Genomic DNA, 11804 nt, shown 5'->3' with positions numbered 1-11804 from the left:
TTTCATAGAGGCCCCGGACTCCGCATGTCTGACATGCGGCTCGGACGGTTGCTGCATGGCACTGATGGGGATCATAGTGCTTGTGCGCTGAGCGGTCGCGCTACGCTTATGTCCCCCTCCTCCAGTGGTGCGGAAGCTCAGTAATCCCTCTTGGAAGGTGATTGTGTCGGCCTCACGTGGCCAATACCTTAAGCCGGGCTCGATCGAGCCCGGCTTCTTTTCGCCTTCTGCCCTCAACCGTGCATTGACAACCTCCGGCTGTCCCACCAGTATCGCGACATGATCACGAATTCGTGCGCAGCTTTGTCGTCGAAAAAAGCTCCCCATGCGGGGAGCCGAGATCGACGCGCGCGATAGAGTTACATCGACCGAACCGATCCCGAAGACCCCGCCGCCTGGACGGGGTTTTTTATTGGTCCCGTCTCCGGCGTTTCACGCTACTCAAGGAGAAGGACCATGACTGATCTATCCGAGCCACTACAGGGCCTGTGGCTGCCCCTGATCACGCCATTTCGCGACGGCAAGCTCGACGAGCAGTCCCTGCGCCGTTTGGTGCGGCACTACGCAAGCGGCCCGGTCGACGGATTGATCCTCGGCGCCACGTCAGGCGAAGGCATGTCGCTGGCTATCTGCGAGCTCGAACAGCTTGTGGAGGTGGTACGGTCAGAGATCAACGATGTCGGCCGTTACCTGCCGATCTGTCTCGGCCTCTCCGGCGCCAGCACCGCCAAGATCAAGGACGTGCTGGACGAGACGGCGGCCTGGCCGATCGACTTCTACCTGATCGCGAGCCCCTATTACGTCAGGCCGTCGCAGCGCGGCCTTCTGCAGCATTTCACCGAGCTGGCCGATCACGCCTCCTGGCCGCTCCTGATCTACAACATTCCCTACCGGACCGCGGTCAACATCACCAACGAGACGCTGCTCGCGCTCGCAGAGCATCCGAACATCGTCGGCATGAAGGACTGCTGTGCCGACCGCGCGCAATCGATCGACTTCCTCGCGCAACGTCCGCCCGGCTTCCGCGTGCTGACCGGCGAGGACGCGCAATATTTCGACGCGCTCAGCGACGGCGCCGACGGCGCGATCCTGTTGTCCGCGCATGTCGAAACCGAAGTATTCGCCTCGGTGCGATCGCTGCTGAGGCAGGGCAAGCGCGAGGCCGCATCGGCAGCGTGGCAAGGCATTTCCGACTTGACGCGCCTGTTGTTCGTCGAGCCGAGCCCGGCGCCAGCCAAGCATTGGCTGTGGCGCACGGGTTTGATCGACAGCGCGGAAGTGCGACTGCCGATGGTCGAGGTGAGCATGGAGCTTGCGGCGCGGCTGGATCGCGAGATCGAGCGCAGGAGTCGTCAACGCGAGGAGAGCCTCGTCGTCCCAGCCTTGAGCCGGGACCCATAACCACAAAATCTCACTGTGGCGCTAAGCTGGAACTCCGCGCGACTGCAAACAACCAACATTGGTGGTTATGGGTCCCGGCTCAAGGCCGGGACGACACCGGCGTTACTATTGTGAGCAGCGTAGCGCGAAACAGCGACAATCAATCCAGCTTCGCCCTTGCAAGCCGCAGTGCGTTGCCGATGACGCTGACGGAGGACAGCGCCATCGCGGCGGCGCCGATCATCGGTGACAGCAAAATGCCGAACACCGGATAGAGCACGCCGGCCGCGATCGGCACGCCGGCGGCGTTGTAGACGAATGCGAACATCAGGTTCTGGCGGATGTTGCGCATGGTCGCAACCGATAGCCGCCGCGCCCGCACCAGGCCGCGGAGATCGCCGGTGAGCAGCGTCACGCCGGCGCTCTCGATCGCGACGTCGGTGCCGCCGCCCATGGCGATGCCGACATCGGCGGCCGCCAGCGCCGGCGCGTCATTGACGCCGTCACCGACCATCGCGACGACACGGCCCTCGCCGCGCAGCCGCTCCACCACCTCGCTCTTGCGGTCCGGCAGCACGCCGGCTTCGACCTCCTCGATGCCGAGCCGCTTCGCCACCGCGCGCGCGGTGGTCGCATTGTCGCCGGTCAGCATCACGACGCGCAGGCCGTCGCCGCGCAGTGCCGCGAGCGCGTCCCTGGCCGACGGCTTGATCGGATCGGCGATCGCGATCACGCCGGCCGCACGCCCGTCGACCGCAACATAGATCGCGGTCGCGCCGTCCTGCCGCGCGGTCTCCGCCGCCGCATCGAGCGCGCTGGTTGCGATCCTCAATTCGCCCATCAGCATGGCATTGCCGAGCGCGACCTGCCTGCCTTCGATCGCGCCGGTTGCGCCCTTGCCGGACGGTGAGGTGAAGCCGCTGACCTCGGCGAGTGCAAGCTGGCGCTCCTTGGCGGCATTCAGGATCGCCAGCGCCAACGGATGCTCGCTGCCCCGCTCGACGCTGGCGGCAAGGCGCAGCAGTTCGGTCTCGTCGAACTCCTTCGCGGCGATCACGCCGACCACCTTCGGCTTGCCCTCGGTAAGCGTGCCAGTCTTGTCGAGCACCAGCGTGTCGATGCTCTCCATCCGCTCCAGCGCCTCCGCGTTGCGGATCAGGATGCCCGAATGCGCGCCGCGCCCGACCCCGACCATGATCGACATCGGCGTGGCAAGCCCAAGCGCGCAAGGGCAGGCGATGATCAGGACGGTGACGGCCGCGACCAGTCCGAAGGTGAAGCGCGGCTCGGGCCCGAACACCGCCCAGGCGGCGAACGCCAGCACCGCGACCGCGATCACCGCGGGCACGAACCAGCCGGCGACGCGATCGGCGAGCCGCTGGATCGGCGCCCGCGAGCGCTGCGCCTTCGCGACCATGTCGACGATCCGCGCCAGCATGGTGTCGCGGCCGATCTTCTCGGCGCGCATGACGAAGCCGCCGCTCTGGTTGACGGTGCCGCCGATCACGCGGTCACCCTCGTTCTTGGACACCGGCATCGATTCGCCGGTGACCATGGATTCGTCGAGCACCGCGTGACCTTCGATGACGATGCCGTCGACCGGCACCTTCTCACCCGGACGCACGCGCAGGCGATCGCCAACCGCGATCGCCTCGATCGCGACGTCTTCATCGCCATGGTCGGTGATACGCCGTGCCGTCTTCGGCGCCAGCCCGAGCAGCGCGCGGATCGCGCCCGAAGTCCGCGCCCGCGCCCGCAACTCGAGCACCTGCCCGAGTAGCACCAATACCGTGATCACGGCGGCAGCCTCGAAATAGACCGCGACCTGGCCGTGCATATCGCGGAACGCCGGCGGGAACAGATGCGGCGCCAGCGTGCCGACCACGCTGTAGACATAGGCGACACCGACGCCCATCGCGATCAGCGTGAACATGTTGAGATTGCGCGTCACCAGCGACTGCCAGCCGCGCACGAAGAACGGCGCGCCGGCCCACAACACCACCGGCGTCGCCAGCGCGAACGAGATCCAGTTCGCCCATCCCATCGGCACCAGTTCGAGGCCGAAGGCATGGCCGCCCATCTCGATCGCGAACACCGGCAGCGTCAGCACCAGCGCGATCCAGAACCGGCGTGTCATGTCGACGAGCTCCGGATCGGGCTTGTCGTCGAGCGTCACCTCTTCCGGTTCGAGCGCCATGCCGCAGATCGGGCAGGAGCCCGGCCCGACCTGCCTCACTTCCGGATGCATCGGGCAGGTGTAGATGGTGCCGGGGGGCAGCGCCGGCTCGCTCTCGCGGGGCTTTAAAAATTTCTCCGGCTCGGCCGCAAACCGTTCGCGGCAGCGCGCGCCGCAGAAGACGTAATCCTCGCCCTTGTAGCTGAAGCGATGCTTGGCGGTGGCACGATCGACCTTCATGCCGCAGACGGGATCGGTCGCAAGCGCGCCGCCCTCGTCCGCGGCGCCGTGCTTGCCGCCGCAGCAGCTAGCCGCTGGGGCGCCATGACGATGCGCGTGCCCCTCATGCGCGTGACCGCGCCCTGCCTCTGTCATAGCGAACTCTTCCCGGGCCGAGCTCCGGCCCTTGAACCTGATACCCTATGGGGGTATATGAACCCTATGCGTGACGAGATCAAGAGTTCCTGCCTCAAACGGCTGAAACGAATCGAAGGCCAGATCCGCGGCCTCGCCAAGATGGTCGAGGACGACCGCTATTGCATCGACGTGGTGACCCAGATCGCCGCCGCACGCGCCGCGCTGCGGCGGGTCGAGGAGGAGGTCTTGCGCGACCACGTCGCCCATTGCGTCGAGCACGCGATCTCCTCCGGCGACAAGGCCGACCAGCGCCAAAAGATCGCCGAGTTGATGGACGTGATCGGCCGCGCCGATCGGTGATGCTCTCGCTTCCCCTCAGACGGCGTGAATCGCTGCTGACCTCCATCCCAGCCTTCCCCCTTTCAAGCAAGGAGCGCAGGGAGTCAGCGGCTGCGTGGTCACCTCCCCTTGAAAAGGGGAGGTCGGTTTGCGCGTCAGGCAAACCGGGTGGGGATCAGCTCTCTCCACACGCGCAAGAAGAGGCCGCCGCGCCGTGGTTAATCCGCGGTAGCACCTGTGGTCAAATGCAAGCGAAACTGCGAGCGGAACCTTAAAAAGCTTCAGCTATCCATCGCCCCGCCAAAGAATACGGGGCGCATCGTGCACAAAGAATTTGATCCAGTTTTACACCATCAAGGATTTACGACCGGCGACATCCTCTGGGCGCTCGGCATCTGGTCGGTGATCCTCACCCTCTCGCCGGTCATCATCTTCTACATGCTGATGGTGGCGTGAACGCCACCACGCACTCAGTCATTCCGGGGCGCGCATCGCGCGAACCCGGAATCCATTCATCCGCAGACCGCGCGGCGAAATGGATTCCGGGCTCGCGCCAAGAGGCGCGCCCCGGAATGACGGAGTGTGTTGGTACGTCACCAACAACCAACCACCAACAAAAACGCGCGGGGGGCCGCGCGCTTTTGTCAGTCTGGAAGGCCTGTCGTTGATCAGGCCGCCTGCTTGTGCATCGCGCCGCTGGCCGATGCCGCGCCGCGGATCGCCTTGATCGAACGTTCGATCGCGGCCCACAGCCGGCCGATCTCGGCGGCCGCGCGCCCCTCGGCATCATATTCGCGGGCGCCTTCACCATGGCTCAGCGCCATCAGCAGATCGGCGCGATTGGTGATCTGTCCGCTCCAGACCGGTGCACGGAATTTCGCCAGCGACTCGCGCGCGATCGTGACGATCGGGCTCTCGGCGCCATCGCGCTGAGCCGGCGCGCCGTTGATCACGACCGCATAGGGCTTGCGCGTTGAACGGCAGGTCTGGATCGTTTCCTGCACCGCGTTGACGTCGAACACGCCAGGCCGCGCCGGAATGATCACCATGGTCGCATTCTTGATGGCATCGTCGACGACGGCCGACAGGTTCGGCGGCGTGTCGATGAACACCCACTCGATCCCGTCGCGCTTGGCCGCAGCCACGATGCCGCTCACGGAATTGACGGCGGCCTTGATCGGCGGTTCGTTGGTGCCGCGCAGCTTGTGCCACAGCGTCAGCGAGCCCTGCGGATCCGCGTCGATCAGCAGACAAGGCTTGGTCGATTTGTGTACATGGGCAGCCAGATGAGCAGCCAGGGTGCTTTTGCCCGAGCCCCCCTTACGCGAAGCAAAAACAATCACGTTCATTACGTTGGCCTCCAGATTGACCCCAGACCACGAAAATGAATCAGCGTGGTGATTCGCGAAAGCAGAAATTTGCGGACAATGGGGCGTGAGCCGCAAATTGCCGGAAAATGTTGTTGTTTGAGTCACACCTTGCGGTGCACACAACCAGCAATAGAAGCGAATGCGCGTTTTTGCCGCGAATCACGGCACGTTTTTTGCGCGCCGGCGCTCGGTCCACTTGCGCTCAACCCACCCGAGAGTCCGCGCGGTGGGCTTTTGTAACGCTGGCACGTCTTGCGCGAACAAAAGGAGTCCAAGCGGCAGCATCCATAGGCCGAGCACCGGCAGGAAGCTGAAGACGCCGCCGAGCATCAGCAGAACGGCAAGCGGCATCCGCGCGTAGCGCGACGACGGCTTGCGCAGCCATCCGACAAACCTGGCGGGCCGCGGCGGCAGCTTGCCTTCGAACCAGGCAAAGTGCCGGTCCATTTCCATTCTGTCGTGTTCGCTCACCGGATTCTCCTCTGGTGAGAAGATGTTGATGAGCGAAAACGCCGCAAGGCGTCAGTCTGTCGCGCGCGCAGGACTTGAACCAGCGCTCGTCCGACTCCCGCCGGACTCGCGTTGCTTCGCGATTTCGCGATGTCGCACCTTATTCCGCGGACCTTGCGCGACGCCTGCGCTCCCGTCGTTCCTCCGGGTCAGCACTGAAGAACACGCGGCACGGCGGCGAGAGCTGCGCCTTGTTGCGGACCATGCAGGCGGTGATCATGTCGACATCAGGAATGAACGCGCTGCAGAGTCGCATCGCATCGGGCGAGCAAGCCTGCTGCTGCTCGGGCGTGTAAGCGGCGCCGGGTCGTGGCCACGTTGCGACGATCACCGTCGCGGCCAACAGCAAACCGAACCTGTAATAAGTGGAGCCGAGAATCGTCATTGTTCCTCTCGTCATCGATCTGCGGAAATAGTCGATGAAGGCTGTTGGATTGGCAAGCCAAGGTGACGGGAACATCACAGCCGAAGCGCGGCACGGCGTCAGCAGTAAGATGGCCAGAACAAGGAAGGATGATGGCTTGATGGAGCGATACAGGTGCCGGAATTGCAGCGGATGGACTTAGCTGCTGATAACGCTGAAGAAATTCTTTCCAGTAATGTTACATTCGTATCAGGCGCGGGTGTTGCGCAAAAGCTTCATCGCATGGCGAGTTTATGCAGACTCATTCACTCGCTTAGGGATCACTGATGTCCCGACCTCGATAAGGTCACGCTCAGGTGACAAGCCGGTATCAGACGACGACGATGCCGGAATGTTTGGCCTTCTCTTCCGGCTCGACATGGATGGTGATCCGCCTGTCTTCATCCTCCGCCCGCAAGGCCGCTTCGAGACGGTCACATATCCGGTGCGCCTCTGACACCGTCATCTGCCCGGGGACGACGAGGTGGAACTCGATGAACGTGACGCGCCCTGCGTGGCGCGTGCGAACGTCGTGAGCTTCCAGCGCACCGGCCGCATGGTCGGCAATCGTCCGCCGAATCGCGTTCAACGTTGCCTCGGGCACCGCTTCATCCAGCAGGCCCCCGGCGGACTCCTTGAGGACCCCCCAACCGGACCACAGGATTGTCGCAGCGACGATCAGGGCAAGCGCAGGATCGAGAAACTCCCATTTCATGACGAGCGCGAGCACAAGCCCGATCAGTATGCCGACGGAAGAGATCACATCGGTCAGGAGATGTCGGCCGTCCGCAACCAGCGCCGGCGAGCGCATGCGCCGTCCCCGCACGATCAACACCCAGGCCCAGATGGCGTTGACGATGCTGGCGAGCCCGTTCACGAGCAGCCCTTCCGGCACGACAGCCAGTTTTCTCGGGTGCAGGAAGCCGTCATACGCCTCGCGCACGATCAGGAGCGCCGCGATGATGATCATCACGCCTACCAACACCGCGCTGAAGTATTCGATCTTGTGATGCCCGAACGGATGATTGGCGTCGGCGGGCTTTGCCGACATGCGAACCGCCCAGAATGCAACAACGGCGGTGACGACGTTGACGATGCTTTCGAGCGCGTCGGAGTAGAGTGCAATGGACCCGGTCAGCCAATACGCCAGGTATTTCAAACCGAGCACCAAAACGCTGACGAGAATGCTTCCTATCGCAACGTTCAGTGGCTTGTTCATCGCTCGGATCGTGTTGAGTGGTGGGCCACGTGCTGTACCGAGGCGACGGAAGGCTTGCAACTTCAATCGCAGCGCTCAGATGCGAATGAATTTGAGTTGCGCCACACGCGGAGTGCAGCGCCACGACAAGTACGATCCGCGCTACAGGAAGCGGGTCGACCCGGGACTTGTTCGAGTTCGGTGATTGACGTTGCGGAGTATCGAAGCGTCATGTCAGATGGCTCGCTCCGCGCAGGCTCGTTTAAGGGGCTCTCAAGGGGTGAGAATTGAGCCTTTCCGTCGACGGTCTGTCATCCCGTCTCACCGGCTCGGTCTTCACCGGATCCACCTTGTCGCACCAAACGCACTTGAGTTCTGTTCTCCCGTTCGCGCTCAGCACCGGGACCAATCTCCTGCCGCAATGCAAACACCGCGTAACCGGGTCCATCGCGTTTCTCCGTCCGGTGCCAACGCAGGAACGGTAGCCACGTTCCTAAGCTGGCAGACAACGAGAGCTCCGGCTAATGCCGAGCCGGCCGAGAAGTGCTTCTTAGGCTTTGTGCGTGGGCCGCGGCGCTTTCGTTGGCGAGGCCTGTGCTGCAGGACATCCACGGCACAGGAACCTCGAAGCTCCGTGAAGGTTGGCAGATCGGGCGGGAGCCTGGAAGGGAGACGATGATCCGCCCAATCTGTACCGCCTTGGTGCTCACTTGCTTGTCAGCATCTGCATCGGGATCCGCGGAAACTTGTGTTGCCTCTCATTATGGCTACGTCGGCGGTCGAACCGCGTCGGGCGAGCGGATGGATCCAAACGCGATGACCGCGGCGCATCGTACCAGGCCATTCGGCTCTCACGTCACAGTCACCTCGCACTCAACCGGCCGAAGCGTCACGGTTCGGATCAACGACCGTGGTCCCTTCATAAAGCGGCGGTGCATAGACCTATCCAACGGAGCTGCGCGCGCACTTGGGATGGCCGGGACCGCCTCGGTCTCACTCGAATGACGAGCGAAACTTGAGTATCATTCTGAGGTCAGCGCGCGCTTGACCCCGGCCTCCTTGGCGATTTGGTAAACCCTGGCTGCCGATCCAGCAAGGTCGGCTTTCAGAAATCTCGCGTCATGTGCTGCGAGACGAATGCCAGCACTGCCCTCGCATCGTCGAAATCCGGAAGGACGATGCCCTACACCTTTATAGGCCGCATTCCGTCTATCGCCCAGCGGCTGCTCGATTAGACCTGCTCCAATCGAACAGGCCGGCACGCGGAAGATAGATGCTGGCCGGACTGGTCAGCTCAGCTATGCTGTGAAGATTGCGCTTCTCGACCTCTTGGCGTCCGAGCTTCGCAAGGAAGAATAAGCCCGCCTCATTCTCGTGGAGAAGAGCTTCGTCCACGATTCCATTGAGCGTGCGCCGTGGATTGGAAACAACGAGAGTTGCGTCTTGCAAATTCGGGGCGATGCCATCGGCAACATGCAGCGGCTTCGCATTCTTGATCGCCAAAGACGCGGCTCACGGCGGGTTGCTCGCGCCTCTCTCATTCAGCGATCTCCTTAGTAACGACCTAGCGGCTTGTCACGAAGGTGATGATGGCCTCATCAAAGGCAGGTGCATTTTCGCCAGGGACGGTGTGAGAGGAGTCGGGAATCTTGATGCGCATTCGCTTGGGAAGGCAATTTTCCAACTGGTCCACGATGCGATGAAAAAACGCGGGACTCCGCTCACCATTGATCAGAAGTGTTGGCGCCGAAATGCGCTTTGCCATTTCACAGGTAAACACCGGACGTGGGCGGGAACTTATCGTGTCCGCAACCGCCGACGCCGCATTGTCGGACATCATTTTGCGATCGCCATCTGATCGTCGGTCGTAGGTGCCGGGTCCGCCAACCGCTTCCGCAAAGAGGCGCAGCCCTGTATCGACATCGTCTTTTCGGAAAGCTTCCCGCGAGGAAGCAAATCGCGCGCCCCACTCTTTCAGTAGTTCTGCGCTCCCCGGTATCCCCGCGAGCAGCCCCGCAGCCGGCGGTTCGTTGACGACCAGCGATATTACCATCTCGGGATGATTGGATGCGAAGAACAGCGCGGCATGTGCACCGGCCGAATGCGCGACGATGTGCGCGCGTTTTATGCCGAGTTCTGCGAGGATGGCGGCCAGATCCTCGCCGTGGACGTCCGCCGCGGCATCTGGCAGGCCGTCCTTGCTAGTTGCGTTGGGAAAATGGTTCTGCCGGCTATAGGCGATGATGCGATGTTTTTTTGAAAGCACCGGAAGGTGCCCATTCCAGAAACGATAATCCTGAAGTCCACCGTGCACGAGAACGATCGGATCACCCTCGCCGGCCTCTACATAGGCGAATTTCGTATCGGCGGCCCTCAGCTCTTTGACATTCTCGGCGATGACTGGCGACGAGAGTCCAACCGCGAAGGCGACGCCGGCGAGCGACCCCTTGATCCCGAAGTGCATGATCGAACTCCAGCGGTTGAGGCAGAGCACCATACCGCCCCAACCGTGAATTCACCATGCGTCGTTGCGTTGCAGCCGTTGATCAACCAAGAGCTGAAGCGGGCTCGGCAATCTGACGCGCCCGTAGCTCCTGAGGAGCAAATAGTCGGCCTATCAAGCCACGTTGGAAGCGGGTGCAACTTAGATTGGTACAGTTGGGTGGGCTCGAACCACCGACCTCCTGTTCCACAGACAGGCGCTCTAACCAACTGAGCTACAACTGCATCCTACGACGAGGCCGCGCAAAGGGGCCTCGCGAATGGGCCGGAAACTAGGTGCAACGCCCCGCTTTGGCAAGGCCGAACAAGGCGGTTTCCCGCTTCCGAATACCCGGTAGCCCGGATGGAGCGAAGCGCAATCCGGGGGCTTTCCAAACTTCAGCACCGTTCCCGGATTGCGCTTCGCTCCATCCAGGCTACGGACCTACGCAGGTCCAAAACAAAAGGCCCGGGCTCGGTCGCCCGGGCCTTTCTGTGATTTTGCCTCAGTCAGGCGGCCGGCTTGTAATATTTCGAGGCGCTGGCCTTGATCGGCTCGGCGGTCTGGTTGGCGACCTTCTGGCCGAGTTCGGTCAGTTCCTTGGCCTGGGCGCTGAAGGCCTCGAGGCTCTTGCGGGTCTGGGTGGTCCACAGCTCCAGAGCCTCGGAGGGCGTCTTGGCGCCGAGCAGTTCCTGGGCGAAATCGAGCGCCGAGGTGGTGTTGGCCTTCACGAACTCCATCACCTTGGCGGTATATTCGCTCGCGCCCTTGCTGGCGCTGGTGAACACCGCCTCGATGGTGCCGTTATGGGCCTCGGCGGCGTCCTTGAACTTGGCGTAGTTGTCGCGCGCCTGCGAAACGCCCTTTTCGGCGAACGCGCGCATCTGCTCTGGAACTTCGAACGGGATGATAGAAGCGGAAAACGGATCAGTCGAACTGGTCATCGCATGCATCCTTCACAACGGGGTAAAGTCCGGTGACCCCATTGCGAACGCCGCCGGCCCGCGAGGACCGAGAACGGTCGAATCGGATCACGCTGCCTAGTTCCTATTCCACGGAATGCCCTGTCCCTGGGCAGGACAAGTAAACCTCTTTATCATGTCAATTTTGTGCAACGCAACGTTAAATCGATGCGATGCCGAATTTGTCGGCCCACGGGTCCCGAGGGTTTCCGACCGGCGGCTAATGCCGCGCCAAACCTCACGGTTTCGGCTTGATCGCGTCCATCGCGGCGCGGCTGACGATCTGGCCCATTTCGCTCGCCTGCTGCGCCAGCTCGCGCATCTGGGCCTGCACATATTCGCCGTGCAGCCGCATCACTTCGCTGACGTCCTTGGCCTTCACGAGGGATTCCGCATAGTCCAGCGACGCCTTGACGTTGTTTTCGGCGTAAGTGAGCGCCTTGCTCGAAATGTCCTTGGCGCCGGCGCGAACCGTGGCGCTGCGCTCCTCCAGCGAGCCTGCGGTCTCCTGTGCGTCGGCCAGAAACTTCTCGAAGGTCTTGCGCGCCTGCTCGAAGCTCGCTTCGGCCATCGATCGCACGTCCTTCGGAAGCTCGAAACGGTCCGGCGCATCGTTGCTCATGGTCC

13 protein-coding genes and 1 tRNA gene are annotated in these 11804 nt (G+C 62.6%); 4 read left to right on the top strand and 10 right to left on the bottom strand.

The window, feature by feature from the left end:
- Positions 1 to 456 precede the first annotated feature (456 nt).
- Positions 457 to 1401: a 4-hydroxy-tetrahydrodipicolinate synthase family protein gene (locus ACZXDY_RS10555; RefSeq protein WP_464345433.1), complete on the top strand. Its 945-nt coding sequence runs from the start codon at positions 457 to 459 to the stop codon at positions 1399 to 1401.
- A gap of 139 nt (positions 1402 to 1540) precedes the next feature.
- On the opposite strand, the gene ACZXDY_RS10550 is transcribed toward ACZXDY_RS10555, so the two are convergent.
- The gene (locus ACZXDY_RS10550) at positions 1541 to 3931 is read right to left on the bottom strand and encodes a heavy metal translocating P-type ATPase (protein ID WP_464345432.1); all 2391 of its coding nucleotides are present in this window, start codon (positions 3929 to 3931) and stop codon (positions 1541 to 1543) included.
- A gap of 66 nt (positions 3932 to 3997) precedes the next feature.
- Here ACZXDY_RS10550 and ACZXDY_RS10545 point away from each other — a divergent pair, with 66 nt between their 5' ends.
- On the top strand, positions 3998 to 4273 hold the full coding sequence (locus ACZXDY_RS10545; protein ID WP_028165400.1) for a metal-sensitive transcriptional regulator: 276 nt from the start codon (positions 3998 to 4000) through the stop codon (positions 4271 to 4273).
- 300 nt (positions 4274 to 4573) lie between these two features.
- Positions 4574 to 4708: a hypothetical protein gene (locus tag ACZXDY_RS10540; RefSeq protein WP_283807018.1), complete on the top strand. Its 135-nt coding sequence runs from the start codon at positions 4574 to 4576 to the stop codon at positions 4706 to 4708.
- Positions 4709 to 4920: 212 nt separating this feature from the next.
- Here the strand turns inward: ACZXDY_RS10540 and ACZXDY_RS10535 are convergent, their stop codons facing one another.
- The 4 genes from ACZXDY_RS10535 to ACZXDY_RS10520 form a co-directional block, all read right to left on the bottom strand.
- Positions 4921 to 5601: a ParA family protein gene (locus tag ACZXDY_RS10535; RefSeq protein ID WP_028165401.1), complete on the bottom strand. Its 681-nt coding sequence runs from the start codon at positions 5599 to 5601 to the stop codon at positions 4921 to 4923.
- A gap of 180 nt (positions 5602 to 5781) precedes the next feature.
- Positions 5782 to 6075, bottom strand: coding sequence for a hypothetical protein (locus tag ACZXDY_RS10530; RefSeq protein WP_464345455.1), 294 nt, complete (start codon positions 6073 to 6075; stop codon positions 5782 to 5784).
- Positions 6076 to 6232: 157 nt separating this feature from the next.
- Positions 6233 to 6517 (bottom strand): hypothetical protein, encoded by a 285-nt coding sequence (locus tag ACZXDY_RS10525; RefSeq protein WP_349642670.1) that lies wholly within the window; start codon positions 6515 to 6517, stop codon positions 6233 to 6235.
- Positions 6518 to 6866: 349 nt separating this feature from the next.
- The gene (locus ACZXDY_RS10520; protein WP_464345431.1) at positions 6867 to 7754 is read right to left on the bottom strand and encodes a cation diffusion facilitator family transporter; all 888 of its coding nucleotides are present in this window, start codon (positions 7752 to 7754) and stop codon (positions 6867 to 6869) included.
- 654 nt (positions 7755 to 8408) lie between these two features.
- On the opposite strand from ACZXDY_RS10520, the gene ACZXDY_RS10515 reads away from it, so the two are divergent.
- Entirely contained in the window at positions 8409 to 8738 is a 330-nt protein-coding gene (locus tag ACZXDY_RS10515; protein ID WP_464345430.1) for a septal ring lytic transglycosylase RlpA family protein, read from the top strand.
- A 204-nt stretch (positions 8739 to 8942) separates the two neighbouring features.
- Here ACZXDY_RS10515 and ACZXDY_RS10510 read toward each other — a convergent pair whose 3' ends face one another.
- The 5 genes from ACZXDY_RS10510 to ACZXDY_RS10490 all read right to left on the bottom strand — a co-directional run bounded on the left by ACZXDY_RS10510 (position 8943) and on the right by ACZXDY_RS10490 (position 11799).
- Positions 8943 to 9236, bottom strand: coding sequence for a hypothetical protein (locus ACZXDY_RS10510; protein WP_464345429.1), 294 nt, complete (start codon positions 9234 to 9236; stop codon positions 8943 to 8945).
- 61 nt (positions 9237 to 9297) lie between these two features.
- Entirely contained in the window at positions 9298 to 10197 is a 900-nt protein-coding gene (locus ACZXDY_RS10505) for an alpha/beta fold hydrolase (RefSeq protein ID WP_464345428.1), read from the bottom strand.
- A 186-nt stretch (positions 10198 to 10383) separates the two neighbouring features.
- A tRNA-His gene (locus ACZXDY_RS10500) sits at positions 10384 to 10460 on the bottom strand.
- Positions 10461 to 10724: 264 nt separating this feature from the next.
- Positions 10725 to 11159, bottom strand: coding sequence for a phasin (locus ACZXDY_RS10495; protein WP_028167032.1), 435 nt, complete (start codon positions 11157 to 11159; stop codon positions 10725 to 10727).
- A gap of 256 nt (positions 11160 to 11415) precedes the next feature.
- Entirely contained in the window at positions 11416 to 11799 is a 384-nt protein-coding gene (locus ACZXDY_RS10490; protein WP_464345427.1) for a phasin family protein, read from the bottom strand.
- Between the last annotated feature and the right edge of the window lie 5 nt (positions 11800 to 11804).

The sequence above is a fragment of the Bradyrhizobium sp. LeoB3 genome (genome assembly GCF_055456055.1).
The sequence above is the reverse complement of the archived record's forward strand: the minus strand, read 5'-3'. Positions and strand labels throughout refer to the sequence as shown.